Annotated in this window: 18 protein-coding genes; all 18 read left to right on the top strand. The window is 72.9% G+C overall.

Annotation, left to right across the window (positions count from 1 at the left end):
- The first annotated feature begins 90 nt into the window (after positions 1-90).
- On the top strand, positions 91-1,599 hold the full coding sequence (gene folC / locus ACSNOC_RS19370) for a bifunctional tetrahydrofolate synthase/dihydrofolate synthase (protein WP_436748754.1): 1,509 nt from the start codon (positions 91-93) through the stop codon (positions 1,597-1,599).
- Complete coding sequence (locus tag ACSNOC_RS19365; protein WP_436748753.1) at positions 1,599-1,949, top strand: DUF4233 domain-containing protein; 351 nt, start codon at positions 1,599-1,601, stop codon at positions 1,947-1,949. Before folC ends, ACSNOC_RS19365 begins: the two co-directional genes overlap by 1 nt.
- A 57-nt stretch (positions 1,950-2,006) precedes the next feature.
- Entirely contained in the window at positions 2,007-2,420 is a 414-nt protein-coding gene (gene ndk / locus ACSNOC_RS19360; protein ID WP_436748752.1) for a nucleoside-diphosphate kinase, read from the top strand.
- Positions 2,421-2,754: 334 nt separating this feature from the next.
- The gene (locus tag ACSNOC_RS19355; protein ID WP_436748756.1) at positions 2,755-3,774 is read left to right on the top strand and encodes a rod shape-determining protein; all 1,020 of its coding nucleotides are present in this window, start codon (positions 2,755-2,757) and stop codon (positions 3,772-3,774) included.
- A gap of 137 nt (positions 3,775-3,911) precedes the next feature.
- Positions 3,912-5,072 carry a rod shape-determining protein MreC gene (mreC, locus tag ACSNOC_RS19350; RefSeq protein ID WP_436748751.1) on the top strand — a complete coding sequence of 387 codons (1,161 nt, stop codon included), beginning with the start codon at positions 3,912-3,914 and terminating at the stop codon, positions 5,070-5,072.
- Between the two features lie 3 nt (positions 5,073-5,075).
- Complete coding sequence (gene mreD, locus ACSNOC_RS19345; RefSeq protein WP_436748750.1) at positions 5,076-5,783, top strand: rod shape-determining protein MreD; 708 nt, start codon at positions 5,076-5,078, stop codon at positions 5,781-5,783.
- Positions 5,780-7,906, top strand: a complete 2,127-nt coding sequence (gene mrdA / locus ACSNOC_RS19340) for a penicillin-binding protein 2 (protein ID WP_436748749.1) — start codon at positions 5,780-5,782, stop codon at positions 7,904-7,906. Before mreD ends, mrdA begins: the two co-directional genes overlap by 4 nt.
- Before the next feature lie 10 nt (positions 7,907-7,916).
- Positions 7,917-9,104: an FtsW/RodA/SpoVE family cell cycle protein gene (locus ACSNOC_RS19335; RefSeq protein ID WP_436748748.1), complete on the top strand. Its 1,188-nt coding sequence runs from the start codon at positions 7,917-7,919 to the stop codon at positions 9,102-9,104.
- Between the two features lie 88 nt (positions 9,105-9,192).
- The gene (locus tag ACSNOC_RS19330; protein ID WP_436748747.1) at positions 9,193-11,118 is read left to right on the top strand and encodes a TIGR03960 family B12-binding radical SAM protein; all 1,926 of its coding nucleotides are present in this window, start codon (positions 9,193-9,195) and stop codon (positions 11,116-11,118) included.
- Positions 11,119-11,157: 39 nt separating this feature from the next.
- Positions 11,158-11,727, top strand: coding sequence for a GNAT family N-acetyltransferase (locus ACSNOC_RS19325; RefSeq protein ID WP_436748746.1), 570 nt, complete (start codon positions 11,158-11,160; stop codon positions 11,725-11,727).
- A 333-nt stretch (positions 11,728-12,060) separates the two neighbouring features.
- Positions 12,061-12,852 carry a TIGR03936 family radical SAM-associated protein gene (locus ACSNOC_RS19320; RefSeq protein ID WP_436748745.1) on the top strand — a complete coding sequence of 264 codons (792 nt, stop codon included), beginning with the start codon at positions 12,061-12,063 and terminating at the stop codon, positions 12,850-12,852.
- A 200-nt stretch (positions 12,853-13,052) separates the two neighbouring features.
- Positions 13,053-16,736, top strand: coding sequence for an Rne/Rng family ribonuclease (locus ACSNOC_RS19315; RefSeq protein ID WP_436748744.1), 3,684 nt, complete (start codon positions 13,053-13,055; stop codon positions 16,734-16,736).
- Positions 16,737-16,941: 205 nt separating this feature from the next.
- Positions 16,942-17,265 carry a 50S ribosomal protein L21 gene (rplU, locus tag ACSNOC_RS19310; protein WP_436748743.1) on the top strand — a complete coding sequence of 108 codons (324 nt, stop codon included), beginning with the start codon at positions 16,942-16,944 and terminating at the stop codon, positions 17,263-17,265.
- A 14-nt stretch (positions 17,266-17,279) separates the two neighbouring features.
- Positions 17,280-17,537, top strand: a complete 258-nt coding sequence (gene rpmA / locus ACSNOC_RS19305; protein ID WP_436748742.1) for a 50S ribosomal protein L27 — start codon at positions 17,280-17,282, stop codon at positions 17,535-17,537.
- Positions 17,538-17,658: 121 nt separating this feature from the next.
- Complete coding sequence (gene obgE, locus ACSNOC_RS19300; protein ID WP_436748741.1) at positions 17,659-19,101, top strand: GTPase ObgE; 1,443 nt, start codon at positions 17,659-17,661, stop codon at positions 19,099-19,101.
- A 170-nt stretch (positions 19,102-19,271) separates the two neighbouring features.
- The gene (locus tag ACSNOC_RS19295) at positions 19,272-20,777 is read left to right on the top strand and encodes an SDR family NAD(P)-dependent oxidoreductase (RefSeq protein WP_436748755.1); all 1,506 of its coding nucleotides are present in this window, start codon (positions 19,272-19,274) and stop codon (positions 20,775-20,777) included.
- On the top strand, positions 20,774-22,831 hold the full coding sequence (locus tag ACSNOC_RS19290) for a hypothetical protein (protein ID WP_436748740.1): 2,058 nt from the start codon (positions 20,774-20,776) through the stop codon (positions 22,829-22,831). Before ACSNOC_RS19295 ends, ACSNOC_RS19290 begins: the two co-directional genes overlap by 4 nt.
- A gap of 58 nt (positions 22,832-22,889) precedes the next feature.
- Positions 22,890-25,099 (top strand): CDP-glycerol glycerophosphotransferase family protein (locus ACSNOC_RS19285; protein ID WP_436748739.1); only part of this gene is annotated, 2,210 nt, incomplete at its 3' end.

Genomic DNA, 25,099 nt, shown 5'->3' with positions numbered 1-25,099 from the left:
AGGGGGTGGCGGGGGGTTTGCGGGCCGGTGCGTTGCGGCCCGGACCCCGCCGGGCGCGGGACGGGGGCGGTGGTTCGTAGACTGGCACACGTGAGTGACCCACGCAGTGACGGAGACGCGGACTTCGAGGAGATCGTCGCCGCCGAGAAGGAGCGCGATCCCGACCTCGCCGTGATCGAGGCGGGCAGTCGTACGCTGCGGGCCCAGGCCGGGCCGCCGCGCGGGGAGGACCTGCCGACGCGGCCGGAGGACCCCGAGGTCGACCGGGCGTTGCGGGAGGTCGAGGCGGAGCTGGCCGAGCGGTGGCCGGAGACCAAGCTCGACCCCTCCCTGGTACGCGTCCGCGCGCTGATGGACGTGCTCGGCGAGCCCCAGCGCGGCTACCCGTCCATCCACATCACCGGCACCAACGGCAAGACCAGCACCGCCCGCATGATCGAGGCGCTGCTCGGCGCCTTCGACCTGTGCGCCGGCCGGTACAGCAGCCCGCACGTGCAGTCCGTCACCGAGCGGATCAGCCTCGACGGCGCCCCGATCGCGCCGGAGCGGTTCGTGGAGACCTACCGCGACATCAAGCCGTACATCGACCTGGTCGACTCCCAGCAGGGCTTCCGGCTGTCGTTCTTCGAGATCCTCACCGGCATGGCCTTCGCCGCCTTCGCCGACGCGCCCGTGGACGTCGCGGTCGTGGAGGTCGGCATGGGCGGCACCTGGGACGCCACCAACGTCGTGGACGGTCAGGTCGCCGTGCTGATGCCGATCGCGCTCGACCACACCGACCGGCTCGGCACCACGCCCGAGCAGATCGCCGTGGAGAAGTCCGGGATCATCAAGCCCGACGCCCGCGTCATCCTCGCCCAGCAGCAGATCGACGCCGCCGCCGTGGTGCTGCGGCGGGCGGTCGAGGTGGACGCCACCGTGGCCCGCGAGGGCCTGGAGTTCGGCGTGCTGGCCCGGGAGAACGCGGTCGGCGGCCAGATGCTGACGCTGCGCGGCCTGGGCGGCGAGTATCCGGAAATCTTCCTCCCGCTGTACGGCGAGCACATGGCGCACAACGCCGCCGTGGCCCTGGCCGCCGTGGAGGCGTTCTTCGGGGTCGGCGCCGACCGGCCCGCCGCGCCGCTGGACGTGGACGTGGTCAGGACCGCGTTCGCCTCCGTGACCTCGCCCGGCCGGCTCGAAGTCGTCCGCACCAGCCCGACCGTCGTGCTGGACGCCGCGCACAACCCGCCCGGCGCGCAGGCCGCCGCCGCCGCGATCACCGAGTCGTTCGGCTTCAGCCGCCTCATCGGCGTGATCGGCACCAGCGAGGGCAAGGACGTGCGCGGCCTGCTGGAGGCGTTCGAGCCGGTCCTCACCGAGGTCGTGATCACCAGCAACGCCAGCCACCGCGCCATGGACCCCGACCTGCTGGCCGCCGTCGCCGTCGAGGTCTTCGGCGAGGAGCGGGTGCAGGTCGAGCCGCGCCTGGACGACGCGCTGGAGGCGGCCATCGCGCTGGCCGAGGAGGAGCACGAGTACGCCGGGGCCGGGGTCCTGGTCACCGGTTCGGTCATCACGGTGGGCGAGGCCCGCCTGCTGCTGGGGAGGTCCCGCTGATGCGCACGCTCTGCGCCAGCACGCTCGTGGGCGAGTTCATCATCATCGGCCTGGCCGCGCTCGCCGCCACCCGGCTGACCGACGTGTCCCCGGGGGCCGTCTGGGCGGTCAGCGGCACGGCCATGGCGCTGTGCCTGCTGCTGTGCGGCCTGGTGGGCCGGCCGGGCTTCGTGCAGTTGGGCTGGGCGCTCCAGGCCGCGCTGATCGCGGGCGGTTTCGTGCTGCCGGTGCTGTTCCTGCTGGGCGGCGCGTTCGCCGCGCTGTGGTGGGCCTCGGTGCACTACGGCCGCCGGGTGGACGAGATCAAGGCCGCCCGCTCGGGGGCGGAGGCCGCCGCCGGTACGGGCTGACCGCCACGGTAATCTTGCTGGCCCCGCACCCCTGCGATCTTCCGGGAGCCGCCGCCCATGAGCCAGCGCACTCTTGTCCTTCTCAAGCCGGACGCGGTCAGGAGGGGCCTGATCGGCGAGATCGTCGGCCGCGTCGAGCGCAAGGCGGGCTGGACGATCACCGCGCTCGAGCTGCGCACCCTGGACCCGGAGACGCTGCGGACGCACTACGCCGAGCACGTGGGCCGGCCGTTCTACGAGCCGCTGCTGGAATTCATGGCGTCCGGGCCGAGCGTGGTGATGGTGGTCGAGGGCGAGCGGGTCGTGGCGGGAATGCGCGCCCTGGCCGGGCCCACGGACCCGATCGCGGCGCCGCCCGGCTCCATTCGGGGCGACTACGGCACGATCGTGCGGGAGAACCTGATCCACGCGTCCGACTCGCCCGAGTCGGCCGAGCGGGAACTGAAGATTTTCTTCCCGGCTCTGGCCTGATCATCCGCTGAATGCCCGCCGACGCGCGCGGAGGTGTCACCCGAGGTGTACGTCTGAATGCAGTCTTTCCGGGCACTGGATACAGTCGGACGAGGGAACCCTTCACCCGAACACGACGTCACCATGATGGAGGGTGGGCCACGTTCCGCCGACAATGGCGAAAGCGGCGCTCCGGCGCTCCGTGTTCGACCGGCCGTGGATACGATGGCTACGCCGCGACTCTCTCCCGCCGACGGGAGGGACCCCGCCAGCGCAAGCCCATCGCACCCCCTGCCGACCTCCCCGCACAATCGCTCCAGTCTGGAAGGCCAGATGTATCCCTATGGCGAACAATATGTCGTTCATCGGACGTGACATGGCAGTCGACCTCGGGACGGCCAACACGCTGGTGTACGTCAGAGGTCGAGGGATTGTCCTCAACGAGCCGTCCGTCGTCGCCATCAACACCAACACGGGTGGCATTCTCGCGGTCGGCGCCGAGGCCAAGAAGATGATCGGCCGGACCCCGGGCAACATCGTCGCGGTTCGCCCGCTGAAGGACGGCGTCATCGCCGACTTCGAGATCACCGAGCGGATGCTCCGCTACTTCATTCTGAAAATCCACAAGCGCCGCTATCTGGCCAGGCCCAGAGTCGTCGTCTGCGTGCCCTCCGGGATCACGGGCGTGGAGCGGCGCGCCGTGATCGAGGCGTCCACGCAGGCCGGTGCCCGTCAGGTGCACATCATCGAGGAGCCGATGGCCGCCGCGATCGGCTCGGGGCTGCCCGTGCACGAGGCGACCGGGAACATGGTGGTGGACATCGGCGGCGGCACCACCGAGGTGGCGGTCATCTCCCTCGGCGGCATCGTCACCGCCCAGTCGATCCGGGTCGCCGGTGACGAGCTGGACAACGCGATCATCCAGCACATCAAGAAGGAGTACAGCCTCCTCCTGGGCGAGCGGACCGCCGAGAGCATCAAGATCACCATCGGCTCGGCCCACGAGATGGAGCAGGACGAGCACACCGAGATCCGCGGCCGTGACCTGGTCAGCGGGCTGCCCAAGACGGTGGTGATCTCGGCGGCCGAGGTGCGCAAGGCGATGGAGGAGCCCGTCAACGCCATCGTCGACGCGGTCAAGACCACGCTGGACAAGTGCCCGCCGGAGCTGTCCGGCGACATCATGGACCGCGGCATCGTGCTCACCGGCGGCGGCGCCCTGCTGCGCGGCCTGGACGAGCGGCTGCGCAAGGAGACCGGCATGCCGATCCACATCGCCGAGGACCCGCTGGACTCGGTGGCGCTGGGCTCCGGGAAGTGCGTGGAGGAGTTCGAAGCGCTGCAGCAGGTCCTGGACGCCCAGCCCCGGCGCTGATCCGGCGCCCCGCGAGCCAGCCCCTCGCTGAGGGTCCGCCGCGCGGAAGACGGCACCAATCCGCGTGGCGGATCGTCAGCACGACCGACCCCGCCGCCCGGGGACCGAGAACAACCCAGAAAGGCACAGCGCCGCACGTGAGGGACACCCGAGAGAGCCGGCTGCTTCTCGTCCTGCTGATCTCCATCGCGTTCGCCTTCATCACGATGGACATCCGCGGCGGGGACGACTCCCCGCTCGACGGGGCGAGGGAAGCCGCCGCGTCCGTCTTCGGGCCCGTCGAGGAGGGCGTGGCCGGCGCGGTCGACCCGGTGGCCAACGCGATCGCCGCCGTCCGCGAGTCCGGCGAGCGGCACGACCGGATCAGCGAGCTGGAGCGGGAGAACGCCGAGCTGCGGCAGCAGCTGGGCAGCGACGAGCACCAGGCGTCACGCGTCGAGCAGCTGGACGAGCTGCTCCAGCTCGCCGGGGCCGGGCAGTACGGGATCGTCGGCGCCCAGGTCATCGGGATCGGCGCCGCCCAGGGCTTCTCGTGGACGGTCACCATCGACGCCGGCAGCGAGGACGGCATCGCCCAGGACATGACCGTGCTCAACGGCGACGGCCTGGTCGGCCGGGTCACCACGGTCGGGCCCGGCACCTCCACCGTACTGCTGGCCAACGACCCGGACTTCACCGTCGGGACCCGCCTGGAGGGCAGCGAGGAGCTGGGCTTCGCGACCGGCCGCGGGGACAACGCGCTGGACGTCCAGCTGCTCAACCAGCAGGCCCGGGTCGAGGAGGGCGACCGGATGGTCACCTTCGGCTCGGCGGGCAACAAGCCGTTCGTGCCCGGCGTCCCGGTCGGCGAGGTCGTCAGCGTGGACCGCACCACCGGCGACCTGACCCGCACCGTCCAGGTGCGCCCCTACGTGGAGTTCACCCAGCTCGACCTGGTCGGCGTGGTCGTCGAGCCGCCGCGCGACAACCCCCGCGACTCCGTGCTCCCGCCGCGCCCCGAGGCGTCCGGGGACCAGGCCGCCCAGGAGCAGGAGCAGGAGGACCAGGCGGCCGACGAGAATCCCGAGGAGAGCGCCGGGGACGGCGCCGAGGACGCGGTCGCCCGGCGCGGCGAGGACGAGGAGGCGGACGGCGACGGGGCCGGTGCCACGGCGTCCCCCGCCGTCTCCGCGTCCCCCACGGCCGGCGCGTCGCCCGAGGCCACCGAGGCGACCAGGACCGCCGAGGCCACCGGGACCGCCGAGGCGACCGGGACCGCCGGAGCCACCGAAGACGACGAACCGCCCACCAGGAGCTGACCGATGCGCGTGTCCCGCACCCTGCTCGCGACCGTGCTCGTGGTCGCGGCCCTGGTCCTCCAGGTCTGCGTGCTCGCCAGGTTCGGCCTGCCGGGCGCCGTCCCCGACCTGCTGCTGCTCACCGTGCTGGCGCTGGCCCTGGTCTACGGGCACGTCGGCGGCTGCCTGGTCGGCTTCTTCGCCGGCCTGCTCGCGGACCTCGCGCCGCCCGCCGACCACGCCGTGGGCCGGTACGCCCTGGTGCTGTGCGTCGTCGGGTACGCGGCGGGCCTCACCAAACCCGAGACCGGGCAGCACCGTTCGGCCACCGGGCCGATGTTCGTCGTCGCGGCCGGGGCGGTCTGCTCCACGCTGCTGTACGCGCTCGTCGGCACGCTCGTCGGGGACACCGCGGTCCAGGACGCCGGGCTGGGCAAGCTGTTGTTCACCGCCACGCTCTACGACCTGCTGCTGGCCCCGTTCACCGTGCCGCTGGTGATGGCCGTGGCACGCCGGCTGGAGAGCGACCCGCTGGCCGGGGACGGCGGTTCGGGGGCGGGCGGCGCCGACGTCAGCGTGCGCTGGCTGGGCGGCGCCGGCACCGGACTGCGCACCCGGGCGCCGCGCCGCAGCCGGTACGGCCGGTCCGCGCGCCTCAGCCAGCGCTCATCACTGCTCAGCCGAACCGCCCGGAACAAGGCGGGACGCATCAAGGGAGTCAAGCGGCTGTGACCAACATCCCCGAGACGGGCCGGACGTCCCGGATCACGATCCGGCTGGTCGTCATCCAGATATTGGTCTTCTCGCTCCTGCTCACCCTGGGCGGGCGCCTGTGGTATCTCCAGATCCGCCAGGGCGACGAGTTCGCGGCCGAGGCGGCGGGCAACCACGTCCAGCAGGTCGTGCAGCCGGCCGTGCGCGGTTCCATCCTCGACGCGCGCGGTGTGCCGCTCGCGGACAACGAGACGCGGCTCGTCGTCTCCGCCGACCGCACCGAGCTGGGCAGGCTGCCGGACGACGGCGAGGCGGTGCTGGCCAGCCTCGCCGAGCTGCTCGGCATGCCCGTCGAGGAGGTCACCAACCGGGTCCGGCTGTGCGACGCCGAGACGCCGCAGCCCTGCTGGAACGGCTCGCCGTACCAGCCGATCCCGATCACCGACGAGGCGACCACGCAGCAGGCACTCCAGATCCGGGAGCGGGCCGAGGACTTCCCCGGCATCAGCGCCGAGCCGACCGCCGTGCGCCGGTACCCCTCGCCGGAGGGCGCCAACACCGCGCAGGTGCTGGGCTACCTCTCGCCCGTCACCGACGAGGAGGTCGAGGAGACCGAGGACACCGACGCCCCGCTGCTGCGGTCCGACCAGATCGGCCGCTCCGGCCTGGAACGCGCCTACGACAGCTATCTGCGCGGCCGGGCCGGCGTCACGCGGTACGAGGTCGACAAGTTCGGCAGCGTGCTGGGCGAGGCGGAGAGCGAGCCGGGCGAGGCCGGGGCCAACCTCGTCACCAGCATCGACGCACGCGTGCAGGCCGTGGTCGAGGACGAGCTGGCGCAGGCCATGGAGGCCGCGCGCGACGAGTTCGACGACATCTCGGGACGGAACTACGAGGCCGACGCCGGCGCCGCGATCGTGCTGGAGAACGACACCGGGCGCGTCGTCGCCATGGCCTCCGCGCCCGACTACGACCCCAACGTGTGGGTCGGCGGCATCTCCGCGCGCGAGTACGAGCGGCTGACCGACGAGGACGCGCACAACCCGCTGCTCAACCGGGCCATCCAGGGCCAGGGGCCGCCCGGTTCGACGTTCAAGGTGATCACCGCCACCGCCGCGGTCAACGCCGGGCACGACTTCGACGACACCTACGACTGCTCGTCCTCGTACTCGGTCGGCGGCCAGTCGTTCCGCAACTTCGAGTCCTCGTCGTACGGCCCGATCACCCTGGGCCAGGCCATCGAGGTCTCCTGCAACACCGTCTTCTACGGCATCGCGCACCAGGAGTGGCTGGCCGACGGCGGCACCGACCCGGTGGACAACCCCGACGACTGGCTGTTCCGTACCGCCCACGACTTCGGCCTTGGTCAGCCCACCGGCATTGACCTGCCCAACGAGGCCGCCGGCCGCATCCCGGACCGCGAGTGGAAGCAGGACTACTGGGAGGCCAACGAGGAGACGTGGTGCGACATCGCGGACTCCGACCGCCAGGACTACGAGGCCCGCATCGCGCGCGAGAACTGCACCGAGGGCATGAACATGCGCGCCGGTGACATGCTCAACTTCTCCATCGGCCAGGGCGACGTGCTCGTCACCCCGATACAGCTCGCCACGGTCTACGCCGCGCTCGGCAACGGCGGCACGCTCTACACCCCGACCGTGGGCCGGGCCGTGATCGCCGCGGACGGCGAGGTGATCGAGGAGTTCGAGCCGCAGCCGTCCGGGCAGCTCCCGGCCGACGAGGAGACCCTGGGGAACCTGCGCGACGCCACGGCCGCGGTGATGACCACCGGCAGCGCCGCCTGGCGGTTCGGCGGCTGGCCGCAGAGCGAGATCCCGCTGCGCGGCAAGACCGGCACCGCGGAGGCGTCCGGCGACCAGCAGACCACCTCCTGGCTGGCCACCTACTCCGACGACTACACCGTGGTGATGACCATCTCCCAGGCCGGTACCGGCTCCGGCGCCTCCGGCCCGGCCGTGCGGAACATCTGGGAGGCCATCTACGGCGTCGGCGACGACGGCTCCGTCGACCCGGACGCCGCCCTGCTCCCCGAGCCGAACCGGGACCTGCCGCGGATCGACGAGAACGGCACGATCGTCCCGGAGCAGGACGAGCAGCCGGCCCAGCGGCGCGAGGAATGACGGGAACCCGGTGAGCGTTCACACACTGACCCTGCCCGCGCAGCGCGGAGGCACCTGGCGCCGGCTCTCCGCACGGGACTCCGCGGCCCGCCGCATCGACTGGGTGCTGCTGCTGGCCGCCGCCGCGCTGTCCCTGCTCGGCCTGCTGCTGATCTACTCCGCGACGCGCAACCGGACGGAGATAACCAACGGCGACCCGCAGTTTTTCCTCATACGCCAGGCGATCAACCTCGTCGTCGGCGTCGCGCTCGCCGTCGGCGTGATGTGGCTGGGGCACCACCGGCTGCGCAGCGCGGTCCCGCTGTTCTTCGCCTTCTCCATGGCCGCGATGCTCCTGGTTTTCACGCCGCTGGGCACCGAGATCAACGGCCAGCGCGCCTGGCTGTCGGTCGCCGGATACACCCTCCAGCCCGGCGAGTTCGCCAAGGTCGCCGTCACCCTCGGGATGGCGCTGATCCTCGCCGCCCAGGTCGACGCGGGCGACAGGGAGCAGCCCGGCAGCCGCGCGATATGGCAGTCCCTGGCCCTGGCCGCCGCGCCGCTGGCCATCGTGGTCATCGACGACATGGGCATGGCCATGGTGCTCAGCGTCATCGTGCTGGGCGTCCTGCTCGCCTCGGGGGCGGCGCTGCGCTGGTCGATCGGGCTGATCCTGGCCGGGGTGGTGGCGGCCGTGCTGGTGTGGGCGCTCGGCATCCTCGACCAGTACCAGCTCGACCGCTTCGCCGCGTTCGCCGACCCGTCCCGCGACCCGGCCGGCGTCGGATACAACACCAACCAGGCCCGCATCGCGATCGGCTCCGGCGGACTGACCGGCACCGGGCTGTTCAACGGCACCCAGACCACCGGCCAGTTCGTGCCCGAGCAGCACACCGACTTCATCTTCACCGTCGCCGGTGAAGAGCTGGGCTTCGTCGGCGCGGGCGGCATCATCGTGCTCGTCGGGCTCATCCTGTGGCGGGCGCTGCGCATCGCGCGCGAGGCGCCCGACCTGTACAGCACGATCATCGCGGCCGGGATCGTCGCCTGGTTCGCGTTCCAGTCGTTCGAGAACATCGGCATGGCGCTGGGCATCATGCCGGTCGCGGGGGTGCCGCTGCCGTTCCTCTCCTACGGCGGCACCGCCATGTTCGCGTCCTGGATCGCGATCGGGCTGCTGCAGTCCGTGCGCATGAAACGTCCCCTCTCCGCCGCCTGAACCCCCGTCCGCCGGGTCCGGGTAGGCTGGATGGTCAGCTCCGTGCCATCCGGACCCTGCCCCCGAACAGCTCGCGAAAGATACAGCCATGCCTGTCGAGTCGGTCTTCCCGCGCCTGGAGGCCCTCCTCCCGCACGTCCAGAAGCCGATCCAGTACGTCGGCGGTGAGCTCAACTCCACCGTGAAGGACTGGGACGCCTGCGATGTCCGCTGGGCGCTGATGTACCCCGACGCCTATGAGGTGGGGCTGCCCAACCAGGGCGTCATGATCCTGTACGAGGTGCTCAACGAGCGCGAGGGCGTGCTCGCCGAGCGCACCTACAGCGTCTGGCCGGACCTGGAGGCGCTGATGCGGGAGCACGGCGTCCCGCAGTTCACGGTGGACGCGCACCGGCCGGTGGGCGCCTTCGACCTGCTCGGCGTCTCGTTCTCCACCGAGCTGGGCTACACCAACCTGCTGACCGCGCTGGACCTGGCCGGCATCCCGATCGAGGCGAGGGACCGCACCGAGGACCACCCGGTGGTGATCGCCGGCGGGCACGCCGCGTTCAACCCCGAGCCCATCGCGGACTTCATCGACTGCGCGGTCCTCGGCGACGGCGAGCAGGCGGTGCTGGAGATCACCGACGTGGTGCGGGCCTGGAAGCGGGAGGGCCGCCCCGGCGGGCGCGAGGAGCTGCTGCTGCGCCTGGCGCGGACCGGCGGGGTGTACGTGCCGGGCTTCTACGACGTCGAGTATCTGCCGGACGGCCGGATCGCGCGCGTCGTGCCCAACCGGTCCGGCGTGCCGTGGCGGGTCGCCAAGCACACCGTGATGGACCTGGACGAGTGGCCGTACCCGAAGCAGCCGCTGGTGCCGCTGGCGGAGACGGTGCACGAGCGGATGTCGGTGGAGATCTTCCGCGGCTGCACGCGCGGCTGCCGCTTCTGCCAGGCGGGCATGATCACGCGGCCGGTGCGGGAGCGTTCCATCACCGGCATCGGGGAGATGGTCGACAAGGGGCTGCGGGCCACGGGCTTCGAGGAGGTCGGCCTGTTGTCGCTGTCGTCGGCCGACCACAGCGAGATCGCGGAGGTCACCAAGGGCCTGGCCGACCGGTACGAGGCGGACAAGATCGGCCTGTCGCTGCCCTCGACCCGCGTCGACGCGTTCAACATCGACCTCGCCAACGAGCTGACGCGCAACGGCCGCCGCTCGGGTCTGACGTTCGCGCCCGAGGGCGGTAGCGAGCGGATCCGCAAGGTGATCAACAAGATGGTCTCCGAGGAGGACCTGATCCGCACGGTCGCCACCGCCTACGGCAACGGCTGGCGGCAGGTGAAGCTGTACTTCATGTGCGGGCTGCCGACCGAGACCGACGAGGACGTGCTCCAGATCGCCGAGATGGCGAGCAAGGTCATCGCCAAGGGCCGCGAGGTGTCCGGCTCCAACGACATCCGCTGCACGGTCTCCATCGGCGGTTTCGTGCCCAAGCCGCACACGCCGTTCCAGTGGGCGCCGCAGCTCTCCGCGGAGGAGACGGACGCCCGGCTGGCCAGGCTGCGGGACGCGATCCGCGCCGACAAGCGGTACGGCCGCTCCATCGGCTTCCGCTACCACGACGGCAAGCCGGGCACGGTGGAGGGTTTGCTCTCGCGAGGCGACCGGCGGGTCGGCGCGGTGATCCGGGCGGTGTACGAGGCGGGCGGCCGGTTCGACGGCTGGCGCGAGTACTTCTCGTACGACCAGTGGATGGCCTGCGCCGGCCCCGCGCTGGAGCCGTACGGCGTGGACGTGGCCTGGTACACGACGCGGGAGCGCGGGTACGAGGAGGTCCTGCCCTGGGACCACCTGGACTCGGGGCTGGACAAGGACTGGCTGTGGGAGGACTGGCAGGACGCGCTCGACGAGACCGAGGTCGAGGACTGCCGGTGGACGCCGTGCTTCGACTGCGGCGTGTGCCCGCAGATGGACACGCACATCCAGATCGGGCCGACGGGGAAGAAGTTGTTGCCGTTGACGGTCGTGAAGTGACGGGTTGCCCCGGCCGGGGCCCGGACGGAGGATGAAGCGGTGCCGCAGCTCGTCGTCCCCACCACCGCCGTGCACGCCTCGTTCCTGGCGGCCATCGAGGAATTCGAGGCGGAGGGACGCGGCACCCCGCAGGACAACTCGATGCTGGGGCGCGACATCGCGGTCTACGGCCCGCGCTGGCGGGACCCGGCGGTGTTCGCGGAGTACGTCGAGCGAACGATCGCGGACGCCCGCTGGGACAGCCCGCGCCCGCAGGGCTTCGTGCCCTCCACGGTCCTGTGGTACGTGGCGGGCGACACGTTCCTCGGGCGGCTGTCGATCCGGCACCGGCTCACGCGCCGGCTGCTGGACTGGGGCGGCCTGATCGGCTACGAGGTCCGCCCCTCGGCCCGCCGCCGCGGCCACGCCACGGCGATGCTGCGCGCCGCCCTCCCCGTCGCCCGCGGGCTGGGCCACGACCGGGTGCTGGTCACGTGCGACGAGGACAACATCGCCTCCCGCAAGGTCATCGAGGCATGCGGCGGAGTCTTCGAGGACCAGCGGGGGGAGAAGCTCCGTTTCTGGATTGCGACGGGGGACGCGGCGGCGGGAGGCGGCGCGGGGGGTTGAGGTGGCGTGGTCGGCGGGCGGAGTCCGGCGCAGCCGGCCGATGCCCGGGAGGCGCCTTGGCGCCGAGCGGTGCGAGGGTGGCGGTGGGAGCTCCGGCCCAGCGGGCGGAGAAGCTCCGTTTCTGGATTGCGACGGGGGACGCGGCGGCGGGAAGCGGCGTGGCGGGCTGAGGTGGCGTGGTCGGCGATCAGGGGAGCGCGACAGCGTGACGGCCGGGCTGGACGTAACCTGGAGTCAAGCAACGGCCCGTAGCCGGGCCCCGAAGTGGTACGTACGAGGGACTGAACAGAACTGGGCAAGCGACAGCCCGTAGGCCCGCCGCCCGCTCCGGCGGTGCAGCGTGTGCGCATGAGGTACACCAAGCGCGGCCGCCTGCGGTTCACCAGCCACCGCGACTTCCAGCGCGCGTTCGAGCGCGCGCTGCGCCGGGCCGACGTGCCCATGGCGTACTCCGCCGGGTTCACCCCGCACCCGAAGGTCAGCTACGCGAACGCCGCGCCGACCGGCACGGCGAGCGAGGCGGAGTACCTGGAGATCGCCCTGGCCGAGCCGCGGGACATCGCGGAGCTGCGGGCGCGGCTCGACGAGTCGCTGCCGGACGGCCTCGACATCATCGACGCCGTCGAGGCCCGCACGGGCGACTTCGCCGAGCAGCTCGCGGCCTCCTGCTGGGAGCTGCGGCTGGAGGGCGTGGCGCCGTCCGAGGCCGAGCGCGCCGTCCGCGCGTTCCTCGCCGCCGACGCCGTCGAGGTGCGGCGGCAGACGAAGAAGGGCCTGCGCACGTTCGACGCGCGCGGGGCCGTCGTCTCGCTCGCCGTGGCGCCGTCCCCGGGGGCCCCGGCGGGGTCCCATGGGCCGGACCCCGTCCCTTGTGCGATACTGCGGCTGGTAGTACGGCATCTCACCCCTGCCGTGCGACCCGACGACGTCCTGTCCGGTCTCCGCGCTACGGCCGACCTGGCGCCGCCGGTCCCCGCAGCGGTGACCAGGCTGGCGCAGGGGCCGCTCGATGAGGAGAGCGGTACGGTGACCGACCCGTTCGCGCCTGACCGCGAAGCTGCCGGGGCCGCCTCGACCAAGGTCGCCGGGCAGCGGGCTGCGGCGGTGCCGGGGGTCATCGTTTAGCGATGCCGTTGCCGCGCCGCCGAACGGCCTGGTGCCAGGGAGCCACTCGGGCCCGGCTGTTCCGGGCGACGCACAGACCAGAAGACTTTCGCCGTAGCCGGGCCGCGGGTCCGGAACCGGCGAGTAATAGCGACAGCTCCCGAGCGGCGCCCGCTCAGTTACGGTGAGGCGCCCGGGAGCGTGACGGGAGAACCGCCCGCATGCAAGAGCCCAACGAGTCCGCGGAAGCGGACGGTGCCGAACGCATCGAGAACGACACGACCACCACGACTACCCCGAGTGACACCCTGCCGCCGCGCCGTCGGCGCGCGGCGTCCCGCCCGGCCGGTCCGCCGGCCGTCGCGGAGCCGGAGGCCCCGGCCGGGGCCGACCCGGCGCCCGAGCCGCGCAAGCGCCGCCGCGTGACGCGCGCGTCCGCGGCGCAGACGCCCGACGCGACGGCGGAGACGCCGGAGGCACCCGAGGTGACCGAGGCGACCGCCGAGGAGGCCCCTGCCGCGCCCGCGCGCAGGCGGCGCCGCGCGACCGCCCCGGCGACGGCGCCGGAGGTGCCCGCCGAGGCCGCCGAGGCCCCCGGGACCGCCGAGGAGACCGAGCCCGCCCCGGCGCGCCGCAGGCGCCGCGCCACGCGGGAGGTCGCCGACGTCGAACCGGCGCCGGAGCCGGAGAAGCCGGAGCAGGACGCGGTGGCCGCCGCGCCCGTGCCCGAACCCGAGCCGGAGGCCGAGCCGGCCCCGCCGCGCCGCAGGCGCCGCGCCACGCGCGCCGAGGCCGCGCCCGAGGAGACCGCCCCGGTGGCGCCCGAGCAGGAGCCGGAGGCCGAGGCGGAGCCGGAGCCCGCCGCGCCGCGCAGGCGCCGCCGTGCCACGCGTGCCGCCGCCGCCCCGGAGCCCGAGGCCGCCGCGCCCGAGGCCCAGCCGGAGCCCGAACCCGAACCCGAGGCGGAGCCCGCCGCGCCGCGCAGGCGCCGCCGCGCCACGCGCGCCGAGGCCCAGCCGGAGCCGGAGGCTCCCCGGGCCGCCGAGACCGACGAGAGCACCGTCCCCCTGCCGCCCGCCGTGCCGGTGGCGACGACCGCCGTCTTCAAGGCGCCGGTGTTCCAGGCGCCCATGTTCCAGACGCCGCAGCGCGCCGCCGAGGAGGCCGTGCGCGAGGCCGCCCCCGCCGAGGCGGAGGAGGACGAGCGGACCCTGGAGGACCTGGAGGAACTGGAAGAGCTGGAGGACCTCACCGGCGCCGCCGAGGACGAGGACGAGGCGCACCCCGACCGTCCCGCCCGCCGTCGCCGCCGCGGTGGCCGCAGGCGGCGCCGCGGGGAGACCGCGGAGCGCGCCGCCGAGGCCGCCGCGGAGACCGGGGACGAGGAGGAGGCCGCGGCCGACCTCGCCGCCGAGGACGAGGCGGAGGCCGCCGAGGAGACCGCCGAGGGCGCGGACGAGACGCACGAGGGCGCGGGCGGCTCCCGCCGCCGCCGTCGCCGCCGCCGTCGCAGCGGGGACGCCGCCGAGGGCGTCGAGCCCGGCGACGACCCGGAGCGCACGGTCGTCAAGGTCCGCGAGCCGCGCCGCCGACGCGAGGAGGCGGCCGAGAGCGCGGACGGCGTGCAGTCCATCAGGGGCTCCACCCGTCTGGAGGCCAAGAAGCAGCGTCGCCGCGAGGGCCGCGAGCAGGGCCGCCGCCGGGCGCCGATCATCACCGAGGCCGAGTTCCTGGCGCGCCGGGAGTCCGTCGAGCGGGTGATGGTCGTCCGGCAGAGCGGCGAGCGCACCCAGATCGCCGTGCTCGAGGACAACGTGCTGGTCGAGCACTTCGTCAACAAGGAGCAGTCGTCCTCGTACGTCGGCAACGTCTACCTCGGCAAGGTGCAGAACGTGCTGCCCTCGATGGAGGCGGCGTTCGTCGACATCGGCAAGGGCCGCAACGCCGTGCTCTACGCCGGCGAGGTGAACTTCGAGTCGCTGGGCATGGGCAACGGCCCGCGCCGCATCGAGTCGGCGCTGAAGTCCGGACAGCCGGTCCTGGTGCAGGTGACCAAGGACCCGATGGGCCACAAGGGCGCCCGCCTGACCAGCCAGATCTCGCTGCCCGGCCGGTATCTCGTGTACGTCCCCGAGGGGTCGATGACGGGGATCAGCCGCAAGCTGCCCGACACCGAGCGGGCCCGCCTGAAGCAGATCCTGAAGAAGATCGTCCCCGAGGACGCGGGCGTCATCGTGCGCACCGCCGCCGAGGGCGCCAGCGAGGACGAGCTGACGCGTGACGTCGAGCGGCTCCAGGCGCAGTGGGCCGACATCCAGCGCAAGGCCAAGAAGGGCAACGCCCCCACGCTGCTGTACGGCGAGCCCGACATGACCGTGCGGGTGGTCCGCGACATCTTCAACGAGGACTTCTCGAAGGTGATCGTCAGCGGCGACGACGCCTGGGAGACGATCCACGGGTACGTCGCCCACGTGGCGCCCGACCTGGCGGACCGGCTGCAGCGCTGGACCTCCGACGTCGACGTCTTCGCCACGTACCGGATCGACGAGCAGCTCATGAAGGCCCTGGACCGGAAGGTGTGGCTGCCCAGCGGCGGTTCGCTGGTCATCGACCGCACCGAGGCCATGGTCGTCATCGACGTGAACACCGGCCGCTTCACCGGGCAGGGCGGCAACTTGGAGGAGACCGTCACCAGGAACAACCTGGAGGCGGCCGAGGAGATCGTGCGCCAGCTCCGGCTGCGCGACCTCGGCGGCATCATCGTGATCGACTTCATCGACATGGTGCTGGAGTCCAACCGGGATCTGGTCCTGCGGCGGCTGCTGGAGTGCCTGGGCCGGGACCGCACCAAGCACCAGGTGGCCGAGGTCACCTCGCTGGGCCTGGTGCAGATGACGCGGAAGCGGGTCGGCCAGGGCCTGCTGGAGTCGTTCTCCGAGCCGTGCGTGCACTGCAACGGCCGGGGCGTCATCGTCCACATGGAGCAGGCGCCCGCGGTGGGCGGCGGCGCGGTCGGCAAGAAGGGCCGCAAGCGGGGCAAGGCGGCGGCGGAGGAGCCGCAGCCGGTCCTGGAGCCGGCGGAGACCGAGGAGCCCGTGGAGCCGATCGTGTCCGCCGCGATGGTGGACAGGACCGAGCCCGTGGAGCCGGTGGACGCCGAGCCCGCCGAGGAGCGGGTCGAGGCCGTCGAGGTCGTGGAGCCCGCCGCCGAGGCGGGCCGGGCGCGGCCGGAGCCGGAGCCCGCGCCCGAGGCGGGGGCCGAGCCGCGTAGGCGGCGCCGGGTCAGCCGCAAGGTGAGCGCGCCCGCGGGCCCGCCGAAGGCGGCGGCCGTCGAGGCGGAGGAGGCGGCCGTGACCGTGGTCACCGCCGAGCCCGCCCCGGCGCCGGAGATCCCGCGGGAGACGGCCCCGGCCGCGCCCGAGGCCGCCGCGCCCGAGCCGGTCGCCGAGGCGGCGGAGCCCGAGCCGGCTCCCGCGCCCGCGCGGCGCCGGGGGAGCCGCAAGGTCACCGTTCCGGCCGGGTCGCCCAAGGCCGCGGAGGAGCCCGGGGTGCTGGTCGTCGCGTCGGCCGAGCCGGCGGAGGCGGCCGAGCCGGAGCCCGCCGCGCGGGAGCCCGAGCCGGTGGTCTCCGACGCGCCGCCGCCGCGCCGCCGCGCGGTGCGCCGCGCCTCGGCCCCGGCGGGGTCGCCCGAGGGCGCCACGGAGGCGGTGGTGACGGTCGTCACGGCCGCGCCCGCGAAGAAGGCCCCGGCCAAGAAGACCGCGAAGAAGGCGGCGAAGAAGACCGCCAAGAAGGCCGCGACCAAGAAGGCGGCGAAGAAGGCCCCGGCCAAGAAGACGGCCAAGGCCACCGCGGCGGCGGAGCAGCCGCAGCCGCCGTCGGTGTCCGCGTCGACCGACGACTGAGCGGGCGCGGGGCGCCGGCGGGGCGGTGAATTTGACCGCCTTGTCGGCGCCTCCGTATTCTTGGCCGCTGGTGTGTCGTTTCCGGCGCGCCATGCTCCTGAGCACCTTCCTCCCCGTAGCGCGCACGGTTCCCGTGCCGGGGAGAGGCCGGGTTCGCCCGTCGCTGGCATCAGGGGCTCCGAATCGAGTGAGAGAGAGTTGTCGCGTGTACGCGATCGTGCGCACCGGCGGCCGTCAGCAGAAGGTTTCTGTGGGCGACGTCATCGAGGTTGACCGGATGTCCAGCAGCGAGGTCGGCGACACCGTCGAGCTCTCCGCCCTGCTCGTCGTGGACGGCGACACCGTCACCAGCGACCCGTGGGTGCTGGCCGGCGTGAAGGTCAAGGCCGAGGTCGTCGACCACCACAAGGGCGACAAGATCCGGATCCAGAAGTTCAAGAACAAGACCGGTTACCGTCGGCGGATGGGCCACCGTCAGCTCCACACCGCGCTGAAGGTCACCGAGATCCCCGCCCCGGCCGCGAAGTAAGGGACTGAAGCGAGATGGCACACAAGAAGGGCGCGTCGTCCACCCGGAACGGCCGCGACTCCAACCCCCAGTACCTCGGCGTGAAGCGCTTCGGCGGTCAGCTCGTCAACGCCGGTGAGATCCTGGTCCGCCAGCGGGGCACGCACTTCCACCCGGGCAACGGTGTGGGCCGCGGCGGCGACGACACGCTGTTCGCGCTGCGCGCGGGCACGGTCGAGTTCGGCCGGTACCGCGACCGCAAGGTCGTCAACATCGTGCCCGTCACCGGGTAATCGACCCGACGGCACCAGCACCTTTCCGAGGGCGGACCGCTTTCCCACGCCGGGAAGCTGGTCCGCCCTTGCCGCGTTCACCCTGTACGGCCCGTGTGGGCAAGCACTTGGAGGCACTGTCATGACCACCTTCGTCGACCGCGTCGAGCTGCACGTCGTCGCGGGTAACGGGGGCCACGGCTGCGCCTCCGTGCACCGGGAGAAATTCAAGCCGCTGGGCGGCCCGGACGGCGGTGACGGCGGGCGCGGCGGGAACGTGGTGCTCGTCGTGGACCCCGACGTGACCACGCTGCTGGAGTACCACCACCGGCCGTACCGCAAGGCCACCAACGGCAAGCCGGGCGGCGGCGGCCACCGCACGGGCGCGGACGGGCAGGACCTGGTGCTGCCGGTGCCGGACGGCACCGTCGTGCTGGACCGGAACGGGGAGGTGCTGGCCGACCTGGTCGGCGCGGGCACCACGTTCGTCGCCGGGCAGGGCGGCCGGGGCGGGCTGGGGAACGCGGCGCTCGCCTCGCCGCGGCGCAAGGCGCCCGGCTTCGCGCTGCTCGGGGAGCCGGGCGACGAGCGGGAGATCATCCTGGAGCTGAAGACGGTCGCGGACGTGGCGCTCGTCGGCTACCCCAGCGCGGGCAAGTCCTCGCTGATCTCGGTGCTGTCGGCGGCCAGGCCGAAGATCGCGGACTATCCGTTCACCACCCTGGTGCCCAACCTGGGTGTGGTCACGGCCGGGACGACCGTCTACACCATCGCGGACGTGCCGGGGCTCATCCCGGGCGCGAGCCAGGGCAAGGGGCTGGGGCTCGAATTCCTGCGGCACGTGGAGCGGTGCGCGGTGCTCGTGCACGTGCTGGACTGCGCCACGCTGGAGTCCGACCGTGACCCGCTCACCGACCTCGACGTGATCGAGGCCGAACTCGCCGAGTACGGCGGCCTGGACGACCGGCCGCGGCTGGTCGTGCTCAACAAGACGGATATCCCGGAGGGGCAGGATCTCGCCGAAATCGTGCGTCCCGATCTGGAGGCGCGGGGCCTGCGGGTATTCGAGGTTTCCGCGGTGTCCAGGAAAGGCCTGAAAGATCTTTCCTACGCGCTCGCCGCGCTGGTCACCCAGGCGCGGGAGGCGAAGCCGAAGGAGACCGCGACGCGCGTCGTGATCCGCCCGAAGGCCGTGGACGACGCCGGGTTCACCGTGACCATGGAGGGCGAGGGATTCTTCCGGGTCCGGGGCGACAAGCCGGAACGCTGGGTGCGGCAGACCGACTTCACCAACGACGAGGCCGTGGGCTATCTCGCCGACCGGCTCAACCGCCTCGGGGTCGAGGAAGAGCTGGTCAAGGCCGGTGCCAGGGAGGGCGACGGGGTGGCGATCGGCGGCGACGACGACGCCGTCGTCTTCGACTGGGAGCCCTCGGTGACGGCCGGCGCGGAGATGCTGGGCCGGCGTGGCGAGGATCACCGGATGAACCCGCTGCGCCCGGCGGCCGCGCGGCGGCGGGACCGGGAGGCGCGGCGCCGTGATGCCGCGCAGCAGGAATTCGAGGAATTCAGTCCTTTCGACTGACATGCCGGACTTCGGGTGCCCTGCGGCGCTGCCGCAGGGTAACTCACCCCTGTCACAAACCGATAACGGTTGACAACGGTTCATCCGGCTTGGGGGTCAAGCTTCCGCAAGGGTTAACCTTCTTCTCGCGTAGGCGACACTTTTGATACCCGGCAGGAGCTTCCTTGACCATCCATCCCCATGGACCGTCCCCCCACACCACCGCGGTCGTCCTCGCCGGTGGCACGGGCCAGCGTGTGGGTCTTTCCATACCGAAGCAACTGATCAAGATCGCGGGCAAGGCCGTCATCGAGCACACCCTGGCCGTCTTCGAGGAGGCCGGGGAGATCGACGACGTCCTGGTCATGATGGCTCCCGGCTACGCGGACGAGGTCGAGAAGATCGTCGCCAGGAGCGGCCTGCGCAAGGTCACCCGCGTCGTGGAGGGCGGCGCCACCCGCAACGAGACCACCGAGCGCGCCATCGCCGTGCTGAGCGAGGGCCTGGCCGAGGGCGAGGAGCGCTACGTCCTCTTCCACGACGCGGTCCGCCCGCTGCTCTCCCGCCGCGTGATCAGCGACTGCGTGGCCGCGCTCGACCGGTACCGGGCCGTCGACGTCGCCATCCCCTCCGCCGACACGATCATCGTCACCCGCACCCACGGCGAGGACGGCGAGTTCATCACCGACGTGCCCGACCGTTCGCGCCTGCGACGCGGCCAGACCCCGCAGGCGTTCCGGCTGTCCACCATCCGCCGCGCCTACGAGATCGCCGCCGGGGACCCGAACTTCCAGGCCACCGACGACTGCTCCGTCGTCCTGAAGTACCTGCCGGACGTGCCGATCCACGTGGTGCCGGGTGACGAGTTCAACATGAAGGTCACCCAGCCCGTCGACGTGTTCATCGCGGACAAGCTCTTCCAGCTCGCCTCCACCGCCGCGCCCGCGCAGTCCGACGAGGACGCCTACCGGGAGCGGCTGGCCGGCCGGACCGTCGTCGTCTTCGGCGGCTCCTACGGCATCGGCAAGGACATCGCGGACCTCGCCCAGCGGTACGGCGCGACCGTCTACGCCCTGGGCCGCTCCACCACCGGCACCCACGTGGAGAACCCCGGCGACATAGCCGAGGCACTCGCCAAGGCGTACACGGACACCGGCCGTGTCGACTTCGTCGTCAACACCGCCGGCGTGCTCCGCATCGGCAAGCTGGCCGAGACCGAGGACGCGGTCATCGAGGAGGCCCTGACGGTCAACTACCTCGCGCCCGTCCGCATCGCCCGCGCCGCCCACAAGTACCTCGCCGAGACCGGCGGCCAGCTCCTGCTGTACACCTCCAGCAGCTACACCCGGGGCCGCGCCGAGTACAGCCTCTACTCCTCCACCAAGGCCGCCATGGTGAACCTCACCCAGGCCCTGGCCGACGAGTGGGCCGCCGACGGCATCCGCGTCAACTGCGTCAACCCCGAGCGGACCGCGACCCCGATGCGCACCCGCGCCTTCGGCGAAGAGCCGGCCGGGACGCTGCTGTCGTCCGAGGCCGTCGCCCGCACCTCCCTCGACGTGCTGCTGTCCCCGCTGACCGGGCACGTCATCGACGTCCGCCAGCAGGACCCCACCGCCGACGCCACCCAGGCCGGCTCGTTCGAACGCGCCCTGGCCGCCGCCCTCAACGCCGAGGCCACAGGGGGGGTGGCATGACCCGGGCCACGCTGCACCGCCTGGCCGGCGTCACCAGTGGCACGGAACTGGCCGCCGCGCTGCTCATGGTGACCGGGTACCCGCTGATGCTGCTGGCCGCGCTGCTGCCGTCGGCCGGCCTGTTCGCCGCCGCGGCGGCGCTGAGCTACGGCGGCGACCACGTCCTGCACCGCCGCGGCAGCCACCTGCTGGTCCGGCTCGGCAAGGCCAGGGTGGGCCTCACCATCCGCTTCCTGCTGCGGCAGCTCCTGCTCCTGCTGCTGATGGCCCGCGCGGACTGGGCGGGGGAGACCGTCTTCCACGCGGCCGTCGTCGGCCTGCTGGCGTTCTACGCGTTCCAGGCGCCGCACGCCGCGCTGATCACGGTGCTGCGCAGGAAGCGCCGGCTGCCCATCGCCACCCGCAACATCGACCTGTCCACGCTGCCCGTGCCCGACGGCCCGCCGCGCGCGCTCACCCACCGGGCGGTGGAGAAGGTGCTGCACACCGAGGTGCCGATGTTCGCCGGGCTGGTCGCCGTCGTCCTGACCGGCACCACCGGCCTCGGCTACGCCGGCACCGCGGTGACGCTCACGCTCGTCGCGGCCTACCTGGCCGTCCTGCTGCCGTACCTGAGCCCCCGGCGGCTGCCCCCGCCGCCGGACCAGGTGCTGGAGTGGTTCGACGGCTGGCTGCACGCCTACCGGCCGACCGTCGCGCTGTACTTCTCCGGCTCCAGGGACGCCGTCTACCAGGTCAACATGTGGCTCGACACCATGGCCGGGCTCGACGCCCGGCCGCTGGTGATCCTGCGCGAGCGCGCCATCCACCACCGGCTGGCCACCACCACCGTGCCGGTGGTGTGCGTGCCCAGCGCGGTCGACCTGATGAACATGGACCTGTCCACGCTGCGGGTCGGGCTCTATCCGGCGAACGTCGGCAAGAACCTTCACCTGCTGCGCGTGCCCACCATGAAGCACGTCTTCATCGGCCACGGCGACAGCGACAAGATCGCCAGCATCAACCCGTACGCCAAGGCGTACGACGAGGTGTGGACCGCCGGGCGGGCCGGCCGCGACCGGTTCGCGCTGGCCGACGTCGGCGTGCGGGACGAGGACATCGTGGAGGTCGGCCGCCCCCAGCTCGCGCCGATCAGGCCCGCTTCCGGCCGTCCGCACGGCCGCATCCCCACGGTCCTGTACGCCCCCACCTGGGAGGGCTGGACCGACGACCCGGGCAACACCTCGCTGCTGCTGGCCGGCGAGAACATCGTCCGCCGCCTGCTCACCTCCGAGCGGCCCGTGCGGGTGCTGTACAAGCCGCACCCCTTCACCGGCTCGCGCGACCCCGAGGCCGGGGCCGTCCACCGGCGGATCGCGGCGATGATCGAGCGGGCCGCCGCCGAGCGGGCGGCCGACCCGCGCTGGGCCGCCGCGGCCGAGCAGACCGCCGCCGACCGGACGCGGGCGCGGGCCACCCTGCGGGCCGTCGAGGAGGCCGGCGGCCTGCCCGGCGAGGCCACGGCCGCCACCGCCTGGGACGACGCCTCGGTCTCCCGCGACGACCGGACGCCGCCCGAGGCCGCCGCGGCCGAGGAGCGCCGGATCCAGGAGTGGAACGAGGCGTACTGGCGGTCGCAGGGCTGGTGGGAACACCGCGTCATCACCGGCCCGTACCCGCGGCTCTTCGACTGCTTCAACGAGGCGGACGCCCTGGTCTCGGACATATCGAGCGTCGTGTCGGACTTCATCGCCAGCGGCAAGCCGTACGCGGTGACCGACTCGGCCGGGCTCGGCGCCGACGAGTTCCGCCGCCAGAACACCGCGGTGCGCGCGGCGGTGATCCTGTCCAACGACGCCGCCGGACTGGACGAGCTGCTGGACGCGGCGCACACCCCCGGCGCCGACCGGCTGGCGGCCGACCGCGCCGAGCTGAAGCACTACCTGCTCGGCCCCGACCGGCCCACCTCCCTGGAGCGGTTCAACGCGGCGATCGCCGCCCTGGCGGCGCGGGCGGAGGCCCGCAACCAGGCCCAGGGGGAGACCGGCGCCGCGGCCGTGGTGACCGCCCCGTAGCGAACCGAGCGATCCCAGCGATCCGAGCAGCAGGAAGAGAAGAGAAGGCACGTCCGTGGTGGCCAAGCCAGAAGACATGATTCCCGAGGACCTCCGGCGCGGGATGCGCTTCCTGCCGGAGGCGTCCGACGAAGACCGCCGGGACTTCCTGGACCGGGCCGCGGACTTCCTGGCGTCGGCCGCCGCAGGCCGGCTCGCCAAGCTCCCGCCGCTGGCCCGCGTCAAGTGGTACCTGGCCCGGGAACGGCGGCTCGACGAGCTGCTCACGGTGCTGCGGTTCGAGCGGGAGAACCCGTCGGCGTTCCCCGTGCGGGGGCTGCTGCGCCCGCACCTGTCGATCCCCGGCGTGGACGACCGCGTCCTGCCCGCCTCCGTCGCCCGCCTCCGGCCGCGCGAGATGCCGGTGCGGGCCAGGGCCACGGAGGTGCTCTGGCAGGACGGCAAGCTGATCCTGCACGGCTACGCCTACGTGCAGAACATCCCCGGCGGCGGCACCGGCCGGCTGCCCCGGCTGGCGTGGCTGCGCCGCCCGGGCGGCGGCCGGGTGCCCGTGAAGTTCCGCTCCGAGGAGTCGCCGCGGGCCACCCGGGACTCCAAGCAGGCGCTGCACAACTACGACGACGCCGGGTTCGAGATCGTCATCGACCCCGAGCGGCTGAAGTCCCGGGGCCGGTGGCAGGCCGGCACCTGGGGGCTGACCCTGGCCCTGCCGCGCCCGGGCGGCTATGCGCCCGGCAAGGTGGAGCGCCTCGACATCGGCTCCGCCGGGCACTCCCAGGCCCACGACCTCGGCGACGGCGCGCGGCTGGTGGCCGGGTTCGCCGACGACAGGTTCCAGGTCACCATCGACGTCCCCGAGGCCGAGGTGGTGGACCAGACCTTCACCGAGGACGCGCTCCGGCTGGGCCTGCGGTCCCCGGCCGGCGGCAAGGAGCCGCGCGGGCTCCGTGTGGCGCTCAAGGGCGACCCCGGCGGTTCGCTGTTCCCGGCCCGCCGCGACGAGACCGCCGACGACGCCCGCGGGCCGCGCTGGACCGTGGACGTTCCGCTGGCCGACCTGTCCGTGGCCACCTCGGCGGAGACCAAGACGCTGGACTTCATCGCCCACATCGAGTTCGCCGACGGCACCTCGCGGCGGGCCACCGTCGTCGACGGCTTCGCGCCCGGCCGCCATCCCCGCCCGCACGGCCGGGAGATCGCCGTCACCACCGACGGGCCGGGCCTGCTCAAGCTGCACGACCGGGCCCGGCAGGCCGTGGTGGACTCGCTCCGGTGGACCGGCGACGGCGAGCTGCTGATCGAGGGCTCCTACACCGGGCCCGGCGACCGGATGCGCTTCGTGCTGCGGCACGGCGAGCGGTTCGAGGAGCACCTGCTGCCGCTGACCTGGGCCGACGGCCGGTTCAGCGTCACCGTGGCGCCGCACCGGATGACCACGTACGACGCGACGCTGTCGCTGCGCGCCGGCCGCTGGTACTTCTCGCTGCGCGACAAGGACGCCTGGGGCCACGGGCGGGACGTGCCGGTGAAGCTGCGCGCCGACCTGATCCGCACCCTGCTGCCGCTGCGCAAGCGGGTGGCGGGCCGTACGTACACCGTCAACCGCCGGTACTTCGACCGGATCTTCCTCGGCTCCGGGCCGGTGCTCTCCGGCGAGGAGCGGGGCGCGTACCGGCAGCGGCAGCTGCGCCAGGTCCACTTCCCGCGCTTCCAGCAGGAGCCGCTGCGCGACGCCGTGTTCTACAACAGCTTCGGCGGCAAGCAGTTCTCCGACTCGCCGCGCGCGGTGTACGAGGAGTTCGCCCGCCGCGGCATCGAGGTGGAGCACCTGTGGTCGGTCGCGGACGCGCAGGTCAGCCTGCCGCCCGGGGTCCGGCCGGTGGAGTGGCACAGCCGCGAGTGGTACGAGGCGCTGGCCCGCAGCCGGTACGTGGTGACCAACGTCGGCCTCGGCGACTGGTACGAGCGCCGGGACGGCCAGTGCGTGGTGCAGACCTGGCACGGCACCCCGCTGAAGAAGATCGGCGCCGACCTGCTGGGCACCCCGAAGGCCAACCTCGCCTACATCGACAGCCTGCCGCACCGCTTCCGGCAGTTCGACCTCGTGGTGTCGCCCAACGCCTTCACGACGCCGATCATGCGCAACGCGTTCCGCTGCGAGGGCGAGATCCTGGAGTCCGGCTATCCGCGCAACGACATCTTCCACCGGGAGGACCGGGAGAAGATCGCGCAGCGGGTGCGGGCGACGCTCGGCATTCCGGCGGGGCG

Source organism: Streptomyces sp. URMC 129, assembly GCF_051386415.1.
Taxonomy (GTDB): Bacteria; Actinomycetota; Actinomycetes; order Streptomycetales; family Streptomycetaceae; genus Streptomyces.
This window is presented reverse-complemented; position numbering and strand designations above follow the sequence as displayed.